At 52.6% G+C, this 23,254-nt stretch carries 24 protein-coding genes; 14 read left to right on the forward strand and 10 right to left on the reverse strand.

Annotation, left to right across the window (positions count from 1 at the left end; genetic code table 11):
* Positions 1-119: 119 nt before the first annotated feature.
* Positions 120-464 carry a hypothetical protein gene (locus QNN88_RS08875; protein WP_414239898.1) on the reverse strand — a complete coding sequence of 115 codons (345 nt, stop codon included), beginning with the start codon at positions 462-464 and terminating at the stop codon, positions 120-122.
* Here QNN88_RS08875 and galR point away from each other — a divergent pair.
* Positions 454-1,482 (forward strand): HTH-type transcriptional regulator GalR, encoded by a 1,029-nt coding sequence (gene galR / locus QNN88_RS08880; RefSeq protein ID WP_414239899.1) that lies wholly within the window; start codon positions 454-456, stop codon positions 1,480-1,482. The two genes, QNN88_RS08875 and galR, sit on opposite strands and share 11 nt — an antisense overlap.
* 13 nt (positions 1,483-1,495) lie before the next feature.
* Positions 1,496-2,509 carry a LacI family DNA-binding transcriptional regulator gene (locus tag QNN88_RS08885; RefSeq protein ID WP_414239900.1) on the forward strand — a complete coding sequence of 338 codons (1,014 nt, stop codon included), beginning with the start codon at positions 1,496-1,498 and terminating at the stop codon, positions 2,507-2,509.
* A gap of 89 nt (positions 2,510-2,598) precedes the next feature.
* Here QNN88_RS08885 and lysA read toward each other — a convergent pair whose 3' ends face one another.
* Positions 2,599-3,861, reverse strand: coding sequence for a diaminopimelate decarboxylase (gene lysA / locus QNN88_RS08890; RefSeq protein ID WP_414239901.1), 1,263 nt, complete (start codon positions 3,859-3,861; stop codon positions 2,599-2,601).
* Between the two features lie 117 nt (positions 3,862-3,978).
* On the opposite strand from lysA, the gene QNN88_RS08895 reads away from it, so the two are divergent.
* Positions 3,979-4,914 (forward strand): LysR family transcriptional regulator, encoded by a 936-nt coding sequence (locus QNN88_RS08895; protein WP_414240225.1) that lies wholly within the window; start codon positions 3,979-3,981, stop codon positions 4,912-4,914.
* Here the strand turns inward: QNN88_RS08895 and QNN88_RS08900 are convergent.
* Entirely contained in the window at positions 4,901-5,593 is a 693-nt protein-coding gene (locus tag QNN88_RS08900) for an aspartate/glutamate racemase (protein ID WP_414239902.1), read from the reverse strand. The two genes, QNN88_RS08895 and QNN88_RS08900, sit on opposite strands and share 14 nt — an antisense overlap.
* 141 nt (positions 5,594-5,734) lie before the next feature.
* On the opposite strand from QNN88_RS08900, the gene QNN88_RS08905 reads away from it, so the two are divergent.
* Complete coding sequence (locus QNN88_RS08905; RefSeq protein WP_414239903.1) at positions 5,735-6,061, forward strand: cupin domain-containing protein; 327 nt, start codon at positions 5,735-5,737, stop codon at positions 6,059-6,061.
* A 55-nt stretch (positions 6,062-6,116) separates the two neighbouring features.
* Here the strand turns inward: QNN88_RS08905 and kduD are convergent, their stop codons facing one another.
* From kduD to QNN88_RS08925, 4 genes are all read right to left on the reverse strand, one after another.
* A complete protein-coding gene (gene kduD, locus QNN88_RS08910; protein ID WP_414239904.1) occupies positions 6,117-6,878 on the reverse strand; it encodes a 2-dehydro-3-deoxy-D-gluconate 5-dehydrogenase KduD in 762 nt (253 codons plus the stop codon).
* 55 nt (positions 6,879-6,933) lie between these two features.
* On the reverse strand, positions 6,934-7,770 hold the full coding sequence (gene kduI / locus QNN88_RS08915; protein WP_042288966.1) for a 5-dehydro-4-deoxy-D-glucuronate isomerase: 837 nt from the start codon (positions 7,768-7,770) through the stop codon (positions 6,934-6,936).
* 404 nt (positions 7,771-8,174) lie between these two features.
* Positions 8,175-9,353, reverse strand: a complete 1,179-nt coding sequence (locus QNN88_RS08920) for an acetyl-CoA C-acetyltransferase (RefSeq protein WP_414239905.1) — start codon at positions 9,351-9,353, stop codon at positions 8,175-8,177.
* Positions 9,354-9,455: 102 nt separating this feature from the next.
* Entirely contained in the window at positions 9,456-10,340 is an 885-nt protein-coding gene (locus tag QNN88_RS08925) for a LysR family transcriptional regulator (protein ID WP_414239906.1), read from the reverse strand.
* 101 nt (positions 10,341-10,441) lie between these two features.
* Between QNN88_RS08925 and QNN88_RS08930 the strand changes: the two genes are divergently transcribed.
* Both QNN88_RS08930 and QNN88_RS08935 read left to right on the forward strand, forming a co-directional pair.
* Entirely contained in the window at positions 10,442-10,897 is a 456-nt protein-coding gene (locus QNN88_RS08930) for a multidrug/biocide efflux PACE transporter (RefSeq protein WP_414239907.1), read from the forward strand.
* A gap of 141 nt (positions 10,898-11,038) precedes the next feature.
* Complete coding sequence (locus tag QNN88_RS08935) at positions 11,039-12,268, forward strand: amino acid permease (protein WP_414239908.1); 1,230 nt, start codon at positions 11,039-11,041, stop codon at positions 12,266-12,268.
* 29 nt (positions 12,269-12,297) lie between these two features.
* Here QNN88_RS08935 and QNN88_RS08940 read toward each other — a convergent pair whose 3' ends face one another.
* Together QNN88_RS08940 and QNN88_RS08945 are read right to left on the reverse strand one after the other, a co-directional pair.
* Positions 12,298-12,768, reverse strand: coding sequence for a hypothetical protein (locus QNN88_RS08940; RefSeq protein ID WP_414239909.1), 471 nt, complete (start codon positions 12,766-12,768; stop codon positions 12,298-12,300).
* Complete coding sequence (locus QNN88_RS08945; protein WP_414239910.1) at positions 12,755-13,474, reverse strand: winged helix-turn-helix domain-containing protein; 720 nt, start codon at positions 13,472-13,474, stop codon at positions 12,755-12,757. Before QNN88_RS08945 ends, QNN88_RS08940 begins: the two co-directional genes overlap by 14 nt.
* Before the next feature lie 677 nt (positions 13,475-14,151).
* Here QNN88_RS08945 and QNN88_RS08950 point away from each other — a divergent pair.
* Complete coding sequence (locus QNN88_RS08950) at positions 14,152-14,853, forward strand: helix-turn-helix transcriptional regulator (protein WP_414240226.1); 702 nt, start codon at positions 14,152-14,154, stop codon at positions 14,851-14,853.
* 20 nt (positions 14,854-14,873) lie between these two features.
* The gene (locus QNN88_RS08955; protein WP_414239911.1) at positions 14,874-15,185 is read left to right on the forward strand and encodes a hypothetical protein; all 312 of its coding nucleotides are present in this window, start codon (positions 14,874-14,876) and stop codon (positions 15,183-15,185) included.
* Positions 15,186-15,212: 27 nt separating this feature from the next.
* Here QNN88_RS08955 and rcnR read toward each other — a convergent pair whose 3' ends face one another.
* The gene (gene rcnR / locus QNN88_RS08960) at positions 15,213-15,485 is read right to left on the reverse strand and encodes a Ni(II)/Co(II)-binding transcriptional repressor RcnR (RefSeq protein ID WP_414239912.1); all 273 of its coding nucleotides are present in this window, start codon (positions 15,483-15,485) and stop codon (positions 15,213-15,215) included.
* 120 nt (positions 15,486-15,605) lie between these two features.
* Between rcnR and QNN88_RS08965 the strand changes: the two genes are divergently transcribed.
* From QNN88_RS08965 to QNN88_RS08990, 6 genes are all read left to right on the forward strand, one after another.
* On the forward strand, positions 15,606-16,487 hold the full coding sequence (locus QNN88_RS08965; protein ID WP_414239913.1) for a nickel/cobalt efflux protein RcnA: 882 nt from the start codon (positions 15,606-15,608) through the stop codon (positions 16,485-16,487).
* An 834-nt stretch (positions 16,488-17,321) separates the two neighbouring features.
* Positions 17,322-17,855 carry a fimbrial protein gene (locus QNN88_RS08970; protein ID WP_414239914.1) on the forward strand — a complete coding sequence of 178 codons (534 nt, stop codon included), beginning with the start codon at positions 17,322-17,324 and terminating at the stop codon, positions 17,853-17,855.
* 51 nt (positions 17,856-17,906) lie between these two features.
* Positions 17,907-18,659 carry a fimbria/pilus periplasmic chaperone gene (locus tag QNN88_RS08975; protein ID WP_414239915.1) on the forward strand — a complete coding sequence of 251 codons (753 nt, stop codon included), beginning with the start codon at positions 17,907-17,909 and terminating at the stop codon, positions 18,657-18,659.
* A complete protein-coding gene (locus QNN88_RS08980; RefSeq protein WP_414239916.1) occupies positions 18,640-21,195 on the forward strand; it encodes a fimbrial outer membrane usher protein in 2,556 nt (851 codons plus the stop codon). The genes QNN88_RS08975 and QNN88_RS08980 overlap by 20 nt, the downstream gene beginning before the upstream one ends.
* 6 nt (positions 21,196-21,201) lie before the next feature.
* Positions 21,202-22,542 carry a fimbrial usher protein StbD gene (gene stbD, locus QNN88_RS08985; RefSeq protein WP_414239917.1) on the forward strand — a complete coding sequence of 447 codons (1,341 nt, stop codon included), beginning with the start codon at positions 21,202-21,204 and terminating at the stop codon, positions 22,540-22,542.
* Complete coding sequence (locus tag QNN88_RS08990; RefSeq protein ID WP_414239918.1) at positions 22,508-23,233, forward strand: fimbria/pilus periplasmic chaperone; 726 nt, start codon at positions 22,508-22,510, stop codon at positions 23,231-23,233. The genes stbD and QNN88_RS08990 overlap by 35 nt, the downstream gene beginning before the upstream one ends.
* Positions 23,234-23,254: the final 21 nt, after the last annotated feature.

Raw genomic sequence — 23,254 nt, forward strand, 5'->3', positions numbered from 1 at the left:
AGCGTACCGAATAATCTCACCAATCAATACCTCTGGGATCTTGATTGTGGTCTGTGCGTGACCGCTTCGCCAGCGAGAAAACGCAAAGGAATGAAGGGAAATGCAACCAGTTGTGTAAATTATCGCTTACTGTTACAGATTGCCGGAATAGCAAAAAAAAACCTGCGCAACTGGCGCAGGTTGGTGTAATTCGTGTGCTCAACCCGAAAGTTGACTTCACCTATCAATACCTCTGGGATCTCAACTTTATCAAGCCGCCAGGAAGCGTCGCCAGCGAACAATCGCAACAGCCTTTCGCAAAGTGTAACTAATGGTTTGCATCGTTCGATTTTTGTCTTAATTCCGTGGATTTTGCTCACATTTGCCGCGTCGTAACCGGCAATCTGCTTGAACCCACTGACGTTTTCCGTAACACTGACGGAATGTAAGCGTTTACCCACAATAGGTACTGTCATGGCGACCATAAAGGATGTAGCCCGACTGGCTGGTGTTTCAGTCGCCACCGTTTCCCGCGTCATTAACGATTCCCCCAAAGCCAGCGAGGCGTCGCGTCTGGCTGTGACCAGCGCAATGGAGTCGCTCAGCTATCATCCCAACGCCAACGCACGCGCGCTGGCACAGCAATCTACCGAGACGATAGGTCTGGTGGTTGGCGACGTTTCCGACCCTTTTTTCGGCGCTATGGTGAAAGCCGTTGAGCAGGTCTCCTATAACACCGGTAATTTTTTACTGATTGGCAACGGCTACCATAATGAACAAAAAGAGCGTCAGGCGATTGAGCAACTCATTCGTCACCGCTGTGCGGCACTCGTCGTTCACGCCAAGATGATCCCGGATGCCGATCTGGCATCATTAATGAAGCAAATGCCCGGCATGGTGCTGATTAACCGGATCCTGCCCGGTTTCGAACAGCGCTGTGTCGCGCTGGATGACCGCTACGGCGCCTGGCTGGCGACCCGTCATCTGATCCAACAAGGCCACACCCGCATTGGCTACCTCTGTTCGAATCACTCCATTTCAGATGCAGAAGATCGTCTCAAAGGCTATTACGACGCCCTTGAAGAGAGCCATCTCCCGGTCAACGATCGCCTTGTGACGTTTGGCGAGCCGGATGAAAGCGGCGGCGAGCAGGCGATGACCGAACTGTTAGGCCGTGGCAGAAACTTCACCGCGGTGGCCTGTTATAACGATTCCATGGCCGCCGGTGCGATGGGCGTGCTAAATGATAATGGTGTGGACGTTCCGGCGGAAATCTCGCTGATCGGTTTTGATGATGTGCTGGTTTCGCGTTACGTTCGCCCGCGCCTGACTACCGTGCGTTATCCCATCGTCACGATGGCGACGCAGGCCGCAGAGCTGGCGCTGGCACTGGCGGAAAAGCGTCCGCTGCCCGATATTACCCATGTTTTCAGTCCAACGCTGGTACGCCGCCATTCGGTAACGCCGCCGGCGGAAGCAGGCAATACATCATCAAATGAGTAATCAGGAACGCGTCATGATAACAATGCTGGATGTTTCCCGTCGTGCCGGTGTCTCGAAAGCCACCGTTTCTCGTGTGCTGAACGGCACCGGTCAGGTTAAAGAGAGTACCCGTCAGAAAGTGTTTAAGGCGATGCAGGCGCTGGATTATCGTCCGAACTTTCTGGCCCGCTCGCTGGCGAACCGAACCAGCAACAGCATTGGACTGGTCGTATCGACTTTTGATGGCTTCTACTTTGGCCGACTGCTACAGCAGGCCTCGCGGCAGACGGAATCTCACGGCAAGCAGCTGATCGTCACCGATGGTCACGATACGCCGGAGCGTGAACAGGAAGCGGTACAGATGCTGGCAGACCGGCAGTGCGACGCCATCATTCTCTACACCCGTTATATGAGCGAAAAGGCGATCCTGACGCTGGCGGATTCGATCACGATGCCGTTGATTATCATCAACCGCGACGTCAGCCTGGCCCGCGAACGCGCCATATTTTTTGAACAGGAAGATGCGGCATTTCAGGCGGTCGATTACCTGATCTCCCAGGGGCACCGCGAAATCGCCTGTATTACCGTTCCGGGTCATACGCCGACCGGAAAGTCGCGTCTGATGGGCTATCGTAAAGCGCTGGAGAAAAACGGCATCGCCTGGGATCCGGTGAAGGTGAAGTATGGTGATTCCAGCATGACACGCGGTTATGACGCCTGTAATGAACTGCTGCAGGAAGGCGTGACGTTCAGCGCGCTGTTTGCCTGTAACGACGATATGGCGCTGGGGGCGTCCAAAGCGCTGCATCAGGCCGGGCTGAACATTCCTCGGGATGTGTCGCTGTTCGGGTTTGACGATGCGCCGAGCGCAAAATGGCTGGAACCGGGACTGTCGACGGTTTATCTGCCCATCGACACAATGATCACCACGGCCATCGACCAGGCGATCCGCATGGTCAATGGCGAAGAGGTTGAACCGATCCCGCCCTTTACTGGCACGCTGGTGTTACGCGATTCGGTAACCACCGGGCCCTATTTTAAATCATAAGCTGTCATGCTATCTGCGTGACGCAATGCCTGATGGCGCTGCGCTTATCATGCCTATATGCAACGGTAACGGCGCGATGCGACAAGAAATCAAAACAGTTCCAGCGCCAACAGTTCGTCAATGGTCTGGCGACGACGAATCAGTCGCGCCTGGCCGTTGTCAAATAACACTTCCGGCAGCAGCGGACGGCTGTTGTAGTTCGATGACATTGACGCACCGTACGCGCCGGTATCATGCAGCACCAGATAATCTCCCGGCGCCACCGCTGGCAAAGCACGGGTTTCAACTTTGCCGCCCTCCTGCTGGGTAAAAACGTCACCGGATTCGCACAACGGTCCGGCAACCACCGTATCGACCCGCGGCGCGTTCTCCAGTGAACGGCCATCCGCCGCCAGCGCGGTAATATGATGATAACTGCCGTACATCGCCGGGCGCATCAGGTCGTTAAACCCGGCATCCACCAGCACAAAATGACGACTGCCCATCTGCTTCACGCTGCGTACCTGGGTGACCAGTACGCCGGACTGGGCGACGAGAAAACGTCCTGGCTCAATTTCCAGCTTCACATGATGCCCCAGATGACGGGCGATCTGTTCACGCGCAGCGTTCCACAAACCAAAATAATGCTGAGTATCTACCGCCTCTTCGTCGTCGTGATAAGGGATCGACAGACCGCCGCCGGCGGAGATCGCCTCCAGATCCTGGCCGAATTCCACCACCTGACGTACCATCGCGCCACACACCTGCTCCAGATGTCCATAATCAACGCCTGAACCAATATGCATGTGGATACCCACCAGCTTCAGTTGATGACGCTGGATCACCGCCAGCGCCTGCGGTAAATCGGTATGCCAGATGCCGTGTTTGCTGTTTTCGCCGCCGGTATTGGTTTTCTGGCTATGGCCATGGCCAAAGCCTGGATTCACCCGCAGCCAGACGCGGTGGCCCGGCGAGACCTGCCCAAGCTGATCGAGCATATCAACAGAACCGGCGTTGACCGGAATGCGCAATTCGCTGACGCGGGCCAGGGTGGCATTATCAATCACATCAGCGGTAAACACGATGTCATCCGGATGCGTTTGCGGATCGTATCCCGCCGCCAGCGCACGCTCGATTTCGCCTAACGACACGGAATCTACCTTCACGCCCTGTTCGCGCATTAAGCGCAGAATATGAATATTGGAACAGGCCTTCTGCGCGAAGCGCACCACATCAAACTGCTGCAACGCAGCAATCTGACGACGAACGATCTGTGCGTCGTAAACCCAGACCGGGCAACCAAATTCTGCCGGCAGCCTGAGCAGGTTTTCCGCGGTGAGATCGGTATCAGTGCAATACAGTGAGTGAGGCATAACGGGCTCCGGACATGACGTTTTTTATGATTACGCCATAGTGCGAAGAGAATAAAAAATATCGTTTTTTATCGACTCTATGCAAAAATGATATGGTTTAAATCCAGCGAGGTGATGATGGCTACCGTTAACTTACGTCATATTGAAATCTTTCACGCGGTCATGACCGCAGGAAACCTGACCGAAGCCGCGCGGTTGCTGCATACGTCACAGCCCACCGTCAGCCGTGAACTGGCGCGCTTCGAAAAAGTACTGGGGCTGAAACTGTTCGAACGCGCGCGCGGTCGTCTGCATCCCACGGTTCAGGGGTTGCGTCTGTTCGAAGAGGTTCAGCGATCCTGGTACGGGCTGGACAGGATCGTCAGCGCGGCAGAAAGCCTGCGCGAGTTTCGTCAGGGGGAATTATCCATTGTCTGCCTGCCGGTCTTTTCGCAGTCGTTGCTGCCGGCGTTGATTCAGCCGTTTCTCGCCCGCTATCCGGACGTCAGCCTGAATATTGTGCCGCAGGAGTCACCGCTGCTTGAAGAGTGGCTTTCCGCCCAGCGCCACGATCTGGGGCTGACGGAAACCTTGCATACGCCGGCCGGAACCGAAAGAACAGAACTCTTCTCGCTTGATGAAGTCTGCGTGTTGCCGCCAGGCCATCCTCTCGCGGAAAAACCGGTTTTAACGCCGCAGGATTTTCAGGGGGAGAATTATATCAGCCTGTCACGCACGGACAGTTACCGGCAACTGCTGGACGCCCTGTTTACTGAGCACGACGTTAAACGGCGAATGGTGGTGGAAACCCACAGCGCGGCGTCCGTTTGCGCGATGGTGCGCGCCGGTGCGGGGCTGTCTGTCGTCAACCCACTCACCGCGCTGGATTATGCGGCGAGCGGCGTGGTGGTGCGCCGTTTCAGTCTTTCCGTGCCGTTTACCGTTAGCCTGGTGCGGCCCATCCACCGACCCGCCTCCGCACTGGTCGAGGCTTTCAGCCAGCATCTGCAAACCCGCCATCACCTGCTGATGACGGCGCTGGAGCAGATCCTCGGGCCGGTTACGACAGCATAAACGTCACGGCATCTGCGGCATGGATCGCAGCGGTGTCAAACACCGGAATCGGGCTACGCTCTACCGGCACCAGTAGACCAATCTCCGTGCAGCCAAAAATGACGCCCTCTGCCCCCTGTGCCGCCAGGGCTTCAATCACTTCTACATAGTACTGACGTGACGCTTCGGTAAATTGTCCCAGGCAAAGTTCATCAAAGATTATCTGGTTGATCGTCGCCCGCGCATCCGCATCGGGTACGAGGCATTCAATGGCGAACTGCTGTTCCAGACGACCCCGATAAAAATCCTGTTCCATAGTGTAACGCGTTCCCAGCAGCGCAACGCGATGCATTCCCTGCGCGCTGATAACACGACCGGTCGCATCGGCAATATGCAAGAAAGGCAGCGAGCAGCGCGATTCAATGGCATCGGCCACTTTATGCATGGTATTCGTACATAAGACGATCCCCTCCGCTCCGGCCTGCTGCAACCCGATCGCGGCCTGCGCGAGAATATCCCCGGCTTTGTCCCACTCGCCGCGACTCTGGCACGCTTCGATCTCGTGGAAGTCAACGCTGTGCAGCAACAGGCTTGCAGAATGAAGCCCCCCCAGATGCTGTTTAATCCCTTCGTTAATTAACCGGTAGTACGGGATCGTCGATTCCCAACTCATGCCGCCTAACAAGCCGATCGTCTTCATTACCTGCTCCTTCATCAGTGTCTTACTGCAGTGAAGCAAACTTGTGATCAAGTTTCCAGTTCATTCGATCTGCCATTTTCTTTACCGCAGGCCTGAGTTAGCTTTACTGAAACATTGTTTCAAACACTAACAGGATCCCACATGTTTGTTTTCCATAACGAGACGACGCTTGACGATCTGGGCAACGGCGTTACCCGCCGCATCCTCGCCCATAGCGGCAAAATGATGGCTGTTGAGGTTAACTTTGAGCAAGGGGCAATTGGCCCGCTGCATCGCCATCCGCATGAGCAACTGACCTATGTGTTGTCGGGTGAATTTGAATTTACTATCGGTGACGAGAAACAGGTGGTTCGTGCGGGAGACACATTATATAAGCAGCCAAATATTATGCATGGCTGTGTCTGTCTGAAGCCGGGAACCCTGCTGGATACGTTTACGCCGGTTCGCGAAGATTTCCTCAGCGCCTGATGTTATCAATAAAAAACCCTGCGCGAAGGCAGGGTTTTTCAGCAAACGGCGCGAATTAACGTGCCAGCCAACCACCGTCAACCGCCACGGTATAGCCGTTGATGTAATCCGACGCGCTGGAGGCCAGGAAGACCACCGGTCCCATCAAATCGCTCGGTAGACCCCAACGTCCCGCCGGAATACGGTCAAGGATTTCAGCGCTACGCTGCTCATCGGCACGCAGTTGCTGGGTGTTGTTGGTCGCCATATAACCCGGTGCGATCGCGTTGACGTTGATATTGTGCTTCGCCCACTCGTTCGCCATCAGACGGGTCACACCCATTACGCCGCTTTTGGAAGCCGTGTAAGACGGGACGCGGATACCGCCCTGGAAGGAGAGCATGGACGCGATGTTGATGATTTTGCCGCCGTTACCCTGGGCGATAAAGTGTTTTGCCGCCGCCTGAGACATAAAGAACACGCTCTTGATGTTCAGGTTCATCACGTCATCCCAGTCTTTTTCGCTGAAATCGATGGCGTCTTCACGACGGATCAGACCCGCGTTGTTGACCAGAATATCGATATGACCGAACTCAGCGACCGCACGCTCCAGCAGTGCCGGGATGCCATCGATCTTGCGCAGATCGGCGGTCAGACTCAAAAAGCGACGGCCCAGCGCGGTCACACGCTCGATGGTTTCGGTCGGTTCAACGATGTTAATCCCGACGATATCGCAGCCTGCTTCCGCCAGACCGAGCGCCATGCCCTGGCCCAGACCGGTATCACAACCGGTCACGACAGCGACTTTACCTTCGAGAGAGAATGCATTCAAAATCATTGTAAATCCTTAGTTTTTCATACCTGTCACGGACAGGCGTTATGAGCGCCCGCGACTAGCGCAGATCTTTCACCGCAACGTGGTCCATATCATCAAAGACCTGGTTTTCACCGACCATGCCCCAGATGAAGGTATAGGCTTTGGTGCCCACCCCGGAATGGATCGACCAGCTTGGCGAAATAACTGCCTGCTCGTTATGCATAACGATATGACGCGTTTCCTGAGGCTGCCCCATCATATGGAAGACGCAGGTGTCTTCTTCCATATTGAAATAGAAGTACACTTCCATGCGGCGTTCATGCGTGTGGCATGGCATGGTGTTCCACAGGTTGCCCGGCGCCAGTTCGGTAAGGCCCATGCTCAGTTGGCAGGTTTCCAGCACATCCGGCACGAAATATTTATTAATGGTGCGGCGGTTACTGGTGAGGTTGTCACCTAATGTCACAGGTGCAACATCGGCAGGCGTCACTTTTTTGGTCGGGTACGTGGTATGCGCCGGTGCGCAGTTGTAGTAAAACTTGGCAGGCGTTGCGCTATCGACGCTGGCGAAAACCACCTCTTTTGCCCCTTTACCGACATACAGCGCATCACGGTGGCCAATCTCATAGCACTGACCGTCGACGGTGATGGTGCCCGCGCCGCCGATGTTGATCACACCCAGTTCGCGACGTTCCAGGAAATAGGTTACGCCAAGCTGTTTACCGACTTCGCCACCGACGGAGACCGTTTTTGCCACCGGCATAATGCCGCCGACGATGATGCGGTCAATGTGGCTGTAAACCATCGTGTATTCGTCAGCCACGAACACTTTCTCAACCAAAAACTCCTTGCGTAGCCCCTGGGTATCCAGTGTTTTGGCGTGCGCGCTGTGAATACTTTGTCTTACGTCCACATTAACCTCCAGTGATGTACTGAGCGGGAATCCCTCAACGGAGAGCGAAACGCTGTTCCGTTTTACGTTATGCGCCCATGATAGTCTTCCGGGGATCCGTTTTCAATTACAAATAAAACATCGTTTCACTTTTTCTGCATCTTATTATCAAAAGTGTAATTCCGATCACGATCGATTCATTTCGTGATTATACGCAGGAGAAAAATCGTTTAGTAAAACAACGAAATAGGATTCGCCCCTGCGTGTGCGATGTGCTGACTGTTGAAAAACCGGGGTCAGTTCCTTCGCTGGATTCATCTGACGGGTGCTAAACCCGGAGCCACGGCAACGCAAGAATGCCGTCACGATTTCTCGAACGGCATAAGTGGTATGAATGGAATAAAGAGGGAGAGAATAAAGGAGAGTTAATCGCGCTCAATGGCTAACGCCACGCCTTGTCCACCGCCAATACACAGCGTCGCCAGACCTTTTCGGGCATTACGCTTAACCATTTCGTGAACCAGAGAAACCAGAATTCGACAGCCAGAAGCGCCTATCGGGTGTCCAAGAGCAATCGCGCCGCCATTGACGTTCACCCGACGCTCGTCCCATTCCAGCATTTTGCCAACAGAAAGCGCCTGAGCGGCAAACGCCTCATTGGCTTCAATGAGATCCACATCGGCCAGTTGCCAGCCGACCCGTTCCAGACAGCGGCGAGTGGCATATACGGGGGCGATCCCCATCAGCGCAGGATCCACACCCACGCTGGCAAACGCGCGAATGCGTGCCAGCACAGGCAAGTTCAACTCCTGTGCTTTGGATTCGCTCATCATCATCACTGCCGCCGCGCCATCATTTATTGAAGAGGCATTACCGGCGGTTACTGAGCCTGACAGCTCGAAAGCCGGATCCAGCCCCGCCAGGCCTTCTGCGCTGGCATCAGTTCGCGGTTGCTCATCGGTATCAATCATCACGGTTTGCCCATTTCGCTGGGTGGCGATCGGAACAATTTCCGCTTTAAAACGACCGGCATCGATAGCCGCGCGCGCCTTTTGCTGTGAACTGAGGGCATACGCATCCTGCAGTTCTCTACTGATGCCATATTCACGCGCCAGATTCTCGGCGGTCACCCCCATGTGGTAATCATTGAAAGCATCCCACAGGCCGTCGTGCACCAGACTGTCGACGAGTTGGCTGTTTCCCAGTTGCGCGCCGGTTCGGCTGTCGGTAAGAACGTGCGGCGCACGGCTCATGTTCTCTTGTCCGCCCGCTATCACAATATCCGCTTCGCCACACTGGATCGCCTGCGTGGCAAGATGCAGCGCTTTCAACCCCGAACCGCAGACATCATTGATGGTGATAGCAGAAACCGTGTTCGGTAATCCCCCTTTGATCGCTGACTGGCGCGCCGGGTTTTGCCCCGCCCCCGCCGTCAGTACCTGACCGAGGATCACTTCATCAACGGCATGCGCATTCACGCCGCTGCTTTCAATTAACGCTTTGACCACCATACTGCCCAGTTCAACGGCAGAATGACGCGCCAGCGTCCCCTGAAAACAACCAATAGGCGTTCGCAACGCCCCGACTATCACCACCTCTTTCATTACGACCTCTGCGCAAAATCACATCGCAATAGTAGAGGATTGTTAAAAATAGTTATCCTGAATGTTTTAGAAAAGTGAGTTTTATCACAAAGGAAATCGTTATCACGCCTCTCGGCCCGGCGTGCGACCTTGCTGTAAATGGTATCTCAGCCAACTTCCCGCTACGCCGGGCGGAGATTTTTTGTTCCACAGCAGATCGATAGCGATCGCTTTCGGCCATCCCGGCATGCCCAGTTGCACCAGCGGTTTTTCCGCCGCGAACTCCTCCACTAACGCACACGGTAGCGCGCACCAGCCAAACCCTTGTACCGCCATACTCAGCAACAGCAAATAGTTTGGCGCGGACCAGACCGGGCCGCGGGCGAGCGAGGCACCATGATCAATATAGGTATTAAGGCGCAACTCGCGCCAGGTATATAGCTGATCCCACTGCAGTTTTTCCGCTTTCGCCAGCGGATGAGAAGCGGCAACGTAGAGCCCCATCCACGTTTGCATCGGCAAGCGTGTCGCACCGATATCGGTGGGATAGTGGTCTCTGGCTTCAATCAAACCGACCTGCGCCCGCTCTTTTTGCAGCAGATCGATAACGTCTACATCTTCCCCAATCAGGCATTCAAATTCGGTATGCGGAAACTGCTGATCAAACTGCGCCATCAGTTCCTCCAGTACGTCGGGGTGCAGGGTGTCGGAGAGCACAAACGTCAGACGCGCTTCGGTCTCACTGGTCAGCGAAAGCGCCACCTCATCAAGACGCTCGCTGGCAGAAAGAATCGCCTGAACATAGCCGAGCACTTTCTTGCCTTCTTCCGTCAGTACCGGCTGACGCGAAGAACGGTCAAAAAGCTGAACACCAAGATCGGCTTCAAGGTGGGCGATTGCCGTACTGATGGTGGACTGGCTTTTACGCAGTCTGCGTGCCGCCGCCGAGAAGGAACCACAGGAAACGGTCTCGACAAATGCGGTTAAGGCTTCAGGTGAGTAACGCATGAACTATCTACTTTATCGATGGATACTATCTTTTAGATATCACATAAAGCGATAAAATTCCCCCTATTCCGTTTTCCGGGCTTTTTCAAGAAAGGTAAGTTATGCAACACAATGCGGTTCAACGTCGTTCATTACTGGAGCGTGTCTTTCATGCCGTCTGTTTTGAAGGGATAGCCACGGCCTTCCTGGCACCCACCACAGCCTGGTTGATGCAGCGATCGGTGCTGGAAATGGGCGGACTGACGATCCTGCTGGCGACCACGGCGATGATCTGGAACATCATCTACAACGCGCTGTTTGATCGTTTCTGGCCCTCACATCGGGTGAAACGAACGGCGAAAGTGCGTGCGTATCACGCGCTGGGATTTGAAAGCGGCTTTATCGTCATCGGCGTGAGTATCGTGGCGTACGTGCTGAACGTCAGCCTGATACAGGCCTTTACGCTGGAGATTGGCTTCTTCTTATTCTTCCTGCCCTACACCATGTTCTACAACTGGGCATATGACACATTACGTATACGTTTCGTGAAGCGTCGCGAACAGCGTGTGACCGCCTGATAACTCACACATTTGCCGGAATCGACACGGTTCCGGCAAGCACCGTCGCCCCTCTTCTCCCGTTCAGTCCTCACGCCCACCCCTGCATTTATGGTAAATTGCGCTTCTTTTTGTTTATTTTATAGTTGATACGTTCAAGAAATGTCGAAAATTTGGTCAAAAGAAGAGACGCTCTGGAGCTTTGCGTTATATGGCACCGCCGTGGGCGCAGGAACCTTGTTTCTCCCCATCCAGCTTGGCTCCGCGGGCGCAATTGTCTTGTTTGTCACCGCTCTGGTTGCCTGGCCTCTCACATACTGGCCGCATAAAGCGTTATGTCAGTTCATTCTCTCGTCGAAAACCTCTGCGGGAGAAGGGATCACCGGTGCGGTGACGCACTATTACGGTAAGAAGATTGGCAGCCTGATTACCACGCTGTACTTTATTGCCTTTTTCGTGGTGGTGCTAATTTATGCCGTCGCCATAACCAACTCCCTGACAGAGCAGCTGGCCCGCTATCTTGAGATTAACCTGGGCATCCGCATGGGTGTCAGCCTCGGCGTGGTGTTAATCCTGAACCTGATATTTCTGATGGGCCGCCATGCGACTATTCGGGTGATGGGCTTCCTGGTGTTCCCACTGATCGCGTACTTCTTATTTCTCTCGCTGTATCTGACCGGCAGCTGGCAACCCTCTTTGCTGACCGGACAAATGGCGTTCGACAGGCACACTCTGCATCAGGTGTGGATTTCGATTCCGGTGATGGTTTTTGCTTTTAGCCATACGCCTATTATCTCCACGTTCGCCATCGACAGACGTGAGAAATACGGCGAACAGGCCATGGGTAAATGCAAAAAAATCATGAAGGTAGCCTATTTAATTATCTGCCTGAGCGTGCTGTTCTTCGTCTTTAGCTGTCTGCTGTCAATTCCGCCAGCGTACATCGAAACCGCCAAAAATGAAGGCGTCACCATTCTTTCCGCGTTATCTATGATGCCTGCCGCCCCGGCGTGGCTCTCGGTTTCCGGTATCATCGTCGCCGTGGTGGCGATGTCGAAATCCTTTCTCGGTACCTACTTTGGGGTTATCGAAGGGGCAACCGAGGTGGTCAAAACCACTCTGCAACAGGTAGGGGTGAAAAAAAGCCGGGCCTTTAACCGCGCCCTGTCCATCATGCTGGTATCCACCATCACCTTTGTGGTCTGCTGCATCAATCCGAATGCAATTTCGATGATTTACGCCATTAGCGGACCGCTCATTGCTATGATTTTGTTCATTATGCCGACGCTGTCGACATACCTGATCCCGGCATTAAAACCGCACCGCTCTTTCGGCAATCTGATTACCCTGATTGTCGGACTACTCTGCGTGTCTGTGATGTTTCTCGGCTAGCACTGGCGTAAACGGCTCGTCCGGGCCGTTTACTCATGACGTCGACATAACAGCGAGGGAGCGCCTACCGTCGTAAAGGCCCACCCCTCCTGATAACGTTTAATCAATAGAGAGAAAGAGGCACGCTCAGAGAGATAAATCGAGGGCAGCGATCGAAGTCCTTTCTTCGCCTCTAAATTGTCGCTCGGAAAGCGCACGAGGTTATTGTTGCTGATAATATAGTTGTTCCGCACCTTGTGATAGGTGAAATAAGCAATCCGGCTAATTTTATAATTATTATTTTCCGGCGTACGCAAATCGCCGGTAATGGTGACGATACCCTGGTTATTCTGCATCTGATAGGCGACATCTCCCCGGAACTGCTCATTATTAATTTCCCACACCACACGGCCCTGGCAATCAATACTGTTTTTTCCTTTATGTAAATACCAGTAGCCCGCACCTGTTGATATCATCACGACAAGCAGCAAAACGTATACTGAAATTTTAATTTTGATCATTAATCGAGTACCAGGTTGTACATTTGGTCCGGGGGTGTTCTCTTATATCCAACTGACAGGCAACAGCGGCAATATTTTTCGCACTATTCATTCCAGAAAGATACACATAATTATGATTCTGACAGATATCCGGGTGCCTCGTCAGGAATACAGCATAGCGTGTATTTAACGTATTATTGCCTTTGAGTAACAGGGTACAGGATGAAAAGGAGGTGGTATCAATAATGGCATAGGAGGAGAACAACGATTCGGCGGTCGGATATAACAAGCCAAAAGAGATGCCGACACCGATCAGCAATACGGACAGTAGGATGCCCCCCGCTATCAGCGTAGTTCGTGACGACCGTAATTCAGGCGCAGTCGCCCTCAACGCAGGTGGTGTTGGCTCCCTCCCTGACTCCCCACCTCCAGGATTCTCAATCGATTCCGTCTCTGTTCGTTGAATATCCGCAGTCATCATCATTCCACGCCGGGCAACCGTTCTAATTAGATCGCGCGGCAACCCGACTTCGGTTAGCGCATTTCTTAACATGAGTACCGTCTGATATAACGTATTGACGGAAGTGATATTGTTTTTATCTCCCCAACCTATCTTTACAAGCTGGGCTTGTGGAATAACAACCCCGCAATTTGTAATGATATATAAGAGAATAAAACTCGCAGGGTTTTGAAGAACGACTGTTTTTTGCGTGTTTTTATTCGTCAACGTCCTGTCACCCGGGTGAAAATCAACCAGGTTATTAATTGTGTATAGTGTTGTGTGTGTGTACTTCTCAGACACTGGGTGCATTCTCGCATTTACATGATGAATGGCATGCTACAAAAATCTTATACAGAGATCACCAAATATATAATAGATATGTCAGCGCGATCATAACCTAAAAATAAAAATTCTTATAAATCAATGCGCTTTGACCTGATAAGGATCATGTATTCTTAATTAAGACCATTTTAGATGCTTTATGCCTCAGCTCTCATTATTATTGTTTCACGTTTAAAAAACGGACAAACAGATAAATAGCATTACTTAATAAAAGACATAAGCATTGTTACAACTGCTTCAGACAATTTAACATAAGATCAACTTTTTGCCATTAATGCCATTTAGCGATAAAACTTAAACATTTTTGCAATATAGATTTTCCTGGTGGTTGTTACAAAATTCCTGGAGGCTTTTTTTTAAGCGTCTCCCGTTGAGTAATGAGCCCGCCAGAAACCTGAATTGATACAGAGATAATATCCCTAAAAAAACCGGGATTAAGAATAATAGCAATAATAATATTTTCGGATTTCCTCTCTATCAACGTTGCAATTTGTTGAGTATTGACATGTTTTAAAACGGATGAAATTATGAAATCATCTACGGATAGGGAGGCTCTCAATATGGGGCTGGACGTTAAATTAAAGAATTTGACATGCAGCAGTTGTACCTTGCATTGCAAAATAATGCCCGAAAAATCACCCCGCTTACAGTATTGCGCCAATGCCTGTTTTTGCATGTGGCCAGAAGAAAGCATTTATTTTAATAAAGGGGTCATTGAAGGCATTTTAAATAATAATCACAACGCCAGACTTAGTGGTTATATTTTTGTAGATTTCTCTATTAGCTTTTTACGCCTGTTTTTGGATAAAGAGTGGATAGAATATCTCGCAAGTACACGCATGGGCATTATTTTGATCAGCGATCGCAACATGCAGTCGCTCGCCAACTACTGGCGTAAAAAGCATCCTGCGGTTTCTGCCATCATTTACCATGATGACGGACTGGATGTCGCCAATGAGAAGATCAGGCAGGTGTTTATCGGACGACATTTGTCGTTCACCAAGGGAAATACGTTGACGCAGATGGAATTCACCATTCTGGGCCATATGGTTGCAGGCAGTAATCCGCACCAGATCGCTCAGTTGCTGGAGATGGATATCCGCAGCATCTACGCCTACAAGCAGAGAATTGAAAAAAGAATGGGTGGACGAATCAATTCGTTGTTTATTCACTCTCATCCGATCTCAGGGGATAAGTTATCTTACCCGTTGTTGCTAAAAGAGACGGATAGTACAGCAGTGCATTTGCATAGACGCAGATGAGTCCGACAACAGGGAACAAAATGGACAAGGATACTAACGTGGGATACTACGAAGAAGAAACGCGCGCGCTAAGTGCAGTACTGTTATCACTTTTTACGGCCCGTGCTGAGATAGCTTTCGGTGAGCTGGAATGCTCTTTGCAAAAACTCGCTTTCCCGCCTGCTGTGCGCAAGTTGTGTGAAGAGGCGTTGCAAAGTCAAAGTGAAGACGAAGCCGATCGAACGAATGCCAGAGCGGTTTGCTGCCTGCTGCATGCGCTGGAATCCATTAGCGGATATAAGCACGTTGAGCGTTATATTGCCCAGCGGAATCAGACGGTTGTGTATTGCTAAGACACCGGGTCGGGACAGCGCTCCCGACTATTTTATATAGGAATCCAGGACCTTAAGCACCACGCCCAGATCGTCTTCCCGCTTATCTTCATCGCTCTGATGGACGATATGCTCGGTCAAATGTCCTTTAATCACTTCACGCATTAAACCATTCACCGCCCCGCGGATTGCAGCGATTTGCTGCAATACGGCGGCACACTCATGGGGTTCGTCGAGCATTTTCTTCAGTGCAACCACCTGCCCCTGAATTTTGCTGGTTCGGGCTTTAAGCTTCTGTTTATCCCGGATTGTATGTGACATCGCAACACCTCTTTAACATAATTCTTTGTGGATTATAGCATTATGAATTAACTGGGGGGTAGTATTCGGTACTGGGGGGGAGTAGAATCTGGCGAAAACAGGCTACTAAGAATCATTAACATGGGTGATTTTTCAACACTACTTCAACAAGGCAACGCGTGGTTTTTCATTCCCAGCGCGATTCTTCTCGGCGTGCTGCATGGGCTGGAACCCGGCCACTCAAAAACGATGATGGCGGCGTTTATCATCGCGATTAAAGGGACGGTCAAACAGGCAGTGATGTTGGGACTGGCAGCAACGCTCTCCCATACCGCTGTGGTCTGGCTGATCGCCCTCGGCGGTATGTATATCAGCCGGGCATTCACCGCAGAGTCCGTAGAGCCCTGGCTGCAACTGATTTCCGCATTTATTATTCTGGGCACCGCAACCTGGATGTTCTGGCGGACATGGCAGGGCGAGCGAAACTGGCTCACCGCCGGGCAGCATGACCATCATCATGATCACCACCATGACCATCATGATCACCACCACGATCATCATGATCATGCGCATCACGATCACGACCATCATCATGACCACTGCGATCTGGCGGGACTGACAGAGGGATCGAAAGCGTATCAGGATGCCCACGAACGTGCGCACGCCAGCGACATTCAGCGCCGTTTTCACGGCAAAGAGGTGACCAATGGGCAAATCTTACTGTTCGGCCTGACTGGCGGACTGATCCCCTGCCCGGCGGCAATTACCGTGCTGCTGATTTGTATCCAGTTGAAAGCCTTTACTCTTGGCGCAACGATGGTGCTCTGCTTTAGCCTGGGGCTGGCGATTACGCTGGTGACCGTTGGCGTGGGCGCGGCAGTCAGCGTCCATCAGGTCGCTAAGCGCTGGAGTGGATTCAACGCGCTGGCAAGAAAAGCGCCCTATTTTTCCAGCGTGCTGATCGGTCTGGTCGGTCTGTATATGGGCATTCATGGTTACATGGGGATTGTCCACACCTCCTGAATACAGGTCATTTTGACGCACAGCGCCTGCCGCTGTGCCCACTCATCTTTCCAGAAAAACCGCTTCCTTCGTTGCAAATGCAACTATTTGCTCACTAAGCACATCCTGACATCACCATAAGGCATACCACGCTGGGCTGAAAATCCACCACCAGTTGTCATTCTCCGGGCAGGTTCTGCCTGCTTATAGCGATAAAAATGAGGAAAGCATCTCAATATCAATTACAGAGTAAATATTTTTTTCCCGTTTTTTGATGTCAAACAGCCTGCAATTACTGGAACCCACATCACCTGGTTTCCAAAAGAAGATAAGTAATCACATAAAATTCTTATCCCGGCATAGCATCATAAAAATGGTTAGCAGGGTTAACTATTCACTTCTGTTTATGCATTAAATGTGAATTATCTTAATCTGACAATGAATTAAGTAGAAATGCACTTTACGTCCGGCTCAACCCTTCAATATTAATCATCTAATAATCTAAAATTCCTAAAGAAGTTATCGCCGATCTATTTCCAGATTTCAATAGATCCAACCTATCACCGATAATGTATCTGTTCGTTTTAAACGATTTTCCTCTCCAGGAATATTCCGTATAAAATTCGCCAGACAAAATAATAACGCATTCGGGTGAAATGATTCTCGCTGCGAAAATAAAATCATGGCTATAACGATATTCAGGGTGCAATAAAAAGTCATCTTTTAAGAAAATTACCAATAATTTTATTTTACCCTCATTCCCGCACAGTGCCATCGCGATAAATGTCCCTGCGCATGGAAGAACCCTGACTCAAAGGGTAAATCAACACGACTGATAAAAATGGAGTTTATATTATGACCTTAAATCGTGCCTTCCTTTCGGCGCTGATGGCTTCTGCGCTCTTTTCTACGAATGCACTGGCTTCTGACAATACCATTACCTTTATGGGCGAAGTGAGTGATGAGACCTGCTCAATATCGGTAAATGGTTCTGATGCCTCTCCGGTAGTATTGCTGCCGACCGTAACCGCCACGGATCTGAATGCCAATCAGGTGGCTGGCGCGACGACATTTGAGGTGGGTGTGAGCAACTGCACCGGCTCTCCTTCTGGCGTGCAGATCTCGACGGTTTTCGTTGGCAATAATATCAGTTCCGCGACCGGAAACCTTGGCAGCACAGGTTCCGCGACGGATGTTGAGATCCAGATTCTCGACACCAGCAACGATGAAATTGATTTCCGCAGCGCCTTTACCGGCGCTGGCGACCTCTCTCTCGCCGCGAATAAGACCTCAGCGAGCGCGACCTATAAAGCTCAGTATTACAGCGGCGGCGCTGCCACTACGGGTACAGTGCTGGCTTCACTGCAATACGCTGTGTCTTATCAGTAAACGCAAACCTGGCGGGAATGTATTCCCGCCATCCACATTAGGGAAAATGCTATGCGAACCGTTCATCGTCACCGCCCATTTATTGCAGGCTGTGTGTTTCTTTTTTTCGCGGCATGCGCCAGCCACGTAAATGCCAGTATTACGATGACAGGAACTCGTATCATTTATAATGGCGCGGCGAAATCTACCGACGTACATCTGAAAAATAAAGATGCTATTCCCTATGTGGTCCAGAGTTGGTTTGATAACGGCAATATGGCCGATGGTCCGGAAAAGTCTGCGCAGGTTCCGTTTATTGCCACACCTCCGGCATTTCGTATTCAGTCAGGTGAAGGACAAATCATCCGTATTGTTTACACGCAGGGAAAAGAATTACCGCAGGACAGAGAATCACTGGTCTATTTTAATTTTATGCAGATTCCTCCCGCCAATACCGGACAATCGTCGACTCACGCGGAAAAACAAAATAGTCTGCTGATTATGCTGCGCAATCGGGTCAAACTTTTTTATCGCCCGGCAGGTCTCGTTGGCGATCCACAAAAGATGCTGGAAAATCTCCAGGTTAAACGGATTAGCGGAAATAAAGAACTGGCGATCAGTATTAACAACAATCAGCCCTATTTCGTCACGATCGCGGCCCTGCAACCCGGCGGTTCGTCGCAAATCCATCACCCCAAAAATGACCTGATTTCACCTTTTGCCAGTGAGACGTTTCACTTTCCGCGAACGGCTGACGCACAGCGCGTACGCATTACCTTGATCAACGATCAGGGAGCACGCATCAGTGCTGACTATCCGCTCTGACGCCGCCGTCGCGCCCCTGATTGGTCTGGTATTCATCCCGGCAGCGGCGTGCGCGGAGTATTACTTTGACCCGGCGCTTTTACAGGGTTCCGATTTTAGCAAGTCGCTCGATCTGGATCGTTTTAATCAGCGGGATGAGGCGCTTTCAGCAGGAAACTATGTGCTTGACGTCTATCTCAACAACCAGTTGATTCGTCGCCAGGCGTCGATCTCGCTGGTCAAACCGGAAGGTGATACTGCGCGGATTCAACCCTGTCTGTCACCAGAACTAATTACCGCCAGTGCCATTCGAACAACGAAACAGCCTGCACCCGACGCCTGTCTGCCGATCGACAGTCTGGGTGCGAAAATCAACTGGAACGTGGATGTAAGCACGCTGCGCCTGAACATGGTTGCCCCCCAGGCGGCGCTGTTACATTCACCACGAGGATTTATTCCAGTATCCGAATGGGATGCCGGTGAAACCGCGCTATTTCTGCGCCACAACACCAACTTTTACCACACTGAAAACACCGACAGCCATCTGCGCTATGACTATTTGTGGAGCAATATTAACACTGGGATCAACCTCGGCCTCTGGCAGGTTCGTCATCAGGGCAACCTGCGCTATGCCGATGATAATCAGACAGGGGGGCACTATCAGTACAATGCGGTCGCCACCTCGCTGCAGCGGCCTTTGCCGCAGCTGGACAGCATCATTGCCTTCGGTGATAGCTACACCAACAGCAGTCTGTTTGGCAGTCTGTCATTTAATGGCGTCAAACTCAGTACCGATCAGCGCATGTGGCCGCAGGGCAAGCGGGGCTATGCTCCGCAAGTGCGCGGCGTCGCCACCACAACTTCCCATGTCGTTGTGCGCCAGCAGGGAAAAGTCATCTACGAAACCACCGTCGCGCCCGGTGCCTTCGTGATTAACGATCTGTACAACACACGCGGTCAGGGCGACCTGACGGTTGATGTTATTGACGCTGGCGGACAGATATCGCGCTTTACCGTTCCCTACTCCGCCGTACCAGATTCTATTCGTCCCGGTAACTGGAACTACGAACTGGCGATGGGCTACGTACGTCAGTACTACAGCGTGGAAAATAAGTTTGTTGAAGGCGTGCTGCAGCGCGGGATGAGCAACGTGCTGACGGCTAACATGGGGACGCGACTGGCGGATAATTATCAGGCCATTCTGGCAGGCGGTGTACTGGCAACCTCCGTCGGCGCATTTGGTCTGAACACGGTTTATTCCAGCGCCCGCGTGGAAAATGATGAGAAGCAACAAGGCTGGCGCGTGGAGGCAAGCTACAGTAAAACCTTCACCACCGGCACCAACCTGGTGCTGGCGGCATATCGCTATTCCACCAGCGGCTATCGTGATTTGCAGGATGTGCTCGGCGTGCGTCGCCAGGAAAGAAACGGCACCTCCTACTACTCCGACACGCTCAATCAGCGGAACAACTTCTCGGCGACCCTCAGCCAGCCGATGGGCAACTGGGGGATGCTGAGTTTTACCGGCAGCACGTCGGACTATTACAACAATGCCTCACGAATCACCCAACTACAGCTCGGCTACAGCAATAGCTGGCGCGATATCAGCGTCAATGTCAGTGCCGCACGCCAGCGGAGTACTTACTCCAGTCGCTATTTTAACAGCGTTAACGATCGCGACTTCGATAGTGAGAGCCAGCGCAAATACACCGAAAACACCGTATCGCTGGGTATTTCGATTCCGTTCGACTTTGGCTCCAGTCGTTCGCAAATCAATCTGGACATGAACCGCAGTCGCGACAGCCGAACGGCAACGGTCGGGATGAGCGGAACAACGGGCGAGAAAAGTACCACCTCGTGGGCGCTCTACAGTGGTATTGCGCACAACAATGACAGCGGCGACAGCGCAACCTGGGGAGGAAACCTTGAACGCCGCACCTCTGTCGGCGCCTTCCGCGCCTGGGCCTCACGGGGCGACAGTTATCAACAGTACGGACTGGGCATGTCCGGTACACTGGTTGCCCATCGCGGCGGAATAACCGCTGGCCCCTATACCAGCGACACCTTTGCACTGGTGGAGGCCCCCGGCGCGCGCGGTGCGACGATACGTAATGGCCAGGGGGCAACGGTAGACCGTTTCGGTTACGCGATCCTCCCGTCATTAACGCCCTACCGCTATAACACCATCAGTCTCGACAGTCAGAACATGGCCGATGACGTCGAACTTCAGGGGGGGAGTAAGCGCCTTGTTCCTTATGCAGGTGCGATTTCCCGCGTGACGTTCAAGACCACTCGCGGCAAAGCGACGTTGATCAATACTACCCTGCCCGACGGTAGCCAGCCGCCGATGGGGGCGGACGTCACGGACAGTACCGGTGACACCGTGGGCATCATGGGCCAGGGTGGGCAAATCTACTCCCGAATCGCCGCGCAATCCGGCGTGCTGTTCGTTAAGTGGGGTAAGAATGCCGCTCAGCAGTGCCAGGTCTGGTATCAATTACCGACGACGCCCGACACGCCGTTGTATCAACTCACCCTACCTTGTCGCCAGGAGTGACGACGTATGAAAATATCCTCTGTACTTGCGCTGCTGCTGGTCGGTGTCGGACTGACACAACCCGCATGGTCTGCCTGTAAAAGGGTGACCTCCGCCAGTGACCTGTCACAGGCGGCGAAAGATGCCGGCTACGTCGGTGCCAGTTGGGGAGGCGTTGGCGATAGCGAAGTCAAAGGCAAACTGGGGTTGCCCGGCGTTATCACCTTAAGCAGCGGCACCGGTTTCCAGTCGGAAGGTACTCTACTTGCCAGTTCAACGGCCAGTTTTGTGCCTAACGGTCGCACCCAGGGCGTCAATGCCAACCAGATCTATTTCCGCTGCGATGTCGCCGAAATCGGCAAGGTGTATGAGTATTACGCCACCAATGGCGACGATGCCTGGGGCGGAAGAGAAGCGGTTCCGGGTATTGAAGGCGCTTACTACACCTACGTCAAAAACGTGGCGCTCAGACTGACAAACCTGAAAACCGGGCAATACTACTCGCGCTACTGGCAAACACGCCTCATCCCCGAAAGCGAGATGTTCAATGACGGGACCTACATTTACATCCCGGGCAGCGCCTTCAGTGATGTTTTTGTTGAGCTTTTTCGGGTTGATGACGCGTCAAAAGGGCTGAACGGTTCAAATCGCTATGGCTATACCTACGCGGGACCGGCTGGCTATATCGCCTTTCACGGCGGCGGCATGAGCTCCGGACTGTTTGACGGCGCTGACAGCAGAACCAACTACGACGGCTGGGGCGCTATGCAATGGCCCGGCGGCTGGACGCTCACCAGCCAAAGTTACTTTGTGCGCGGCGCCGCCTGTCGGATCGACGACTATCCCGCCATCGTACGCCTGCCGCCGATAAGCGTGGGTGAACTGAGCAGCGGCGGCACGGCGCAGACGCCATTTAACATTACCGTCGAATGCGAAACCGGTGCGATTTCCAGTACCGCAGTCTCGACAACCAGCAAAGCGAACGTGGCGATGGGGTTTCTGGTGAATAATCAGACGGCGGCGAATGCGGCGAACCAGTTAGGGCTCAAAACCGGATCGGGGGCCTGGACCTGGCTGCTTGATAACCACTATGGCGTCAGCGGCGTGGCATCCGGCGTGGGCATTCGTATTTACAGCGAAAAACTGGGCAGTAGCGCAATCAATCTTCTGCCAAACCTGACGGCAACCGCAACGGGCAATGCCGGGGGATGGTATGGCTATGCTGATTTAACCAGTAAAATCTCATCAAGCGGTTCGACTGAATTATACAACGGCGAATTCACCGCCTCGCTGGAAGCGATTCCTGGCGAAGCCATTACAGCAGGATCGGTTTATGCACAACTCCAGGTGGTGGTTAGCTTTCAGTAGCGCGTTGCTGCTGAATGGCCTGTCGCTCTCCGCTCATGCGGTGGTGAACAGCGAAGTGACCCGGGTAATTTTTAATGCTGGTGACAAAAGCGCTTCGCTGGCGCTGATTAATTCCCCGCAGCAGCCGGCCCTGGTGCAGATATGGACCGATACGGGGAATCCGTCCAGCCAGCCCAACGAAGAGGTAACACCCGTCATCGCACTGCCGCCGGTATTTAAAATGCAGCCCGGCGAGCTACGTAGCATTACGCTGCAACTGACCGACACCTCCGCCCTGCCGCGCGATCGTGAAGCGCTGTACTGGCTGAATGTCTATCAGATCCCACCCATGACGCAGGCCGATGCGCAGGTGGCACAAAAAGTGGTTCTGCCGTTACGTATCCGCATGAAGCTGTTTATCCGCCCGCAGGGCACTGGCGCGCTCCAGGAAAGCGACCCAGAGAAACTGCGCGTGGCCTATGCCGGGCCGCAAAATCAGGTGCAGATAACTAACCCCACGCCGTGGCATATCACACTGGCCGGGATACGTTGCGAAGCTGGCAGCGCAAACGGCGTAATGATTGCGCCACTTACCACAGCATCAGTCCCGCTGCAGGGACAGGGGACGCTGTGTTCGTCGGTCCGCTATGACGTAATTAACGACCACGGCACCCTGTGGCACTACAATAAAGCCGTCTCGCGACTCCCGTAGCGACGGCTTACGCGCCTTTCC

The organism is Citrobacter sp. ANG330 (assembly GCF_047467925.1).
Taxonomy (GTDB): Bacteria; Pseudomonadota; Gammaproteobacteria; order Enterobacterales; family Enterobacteriaceae; genus Citrobacter_A; species Citrobacter_A amalonaticus_G.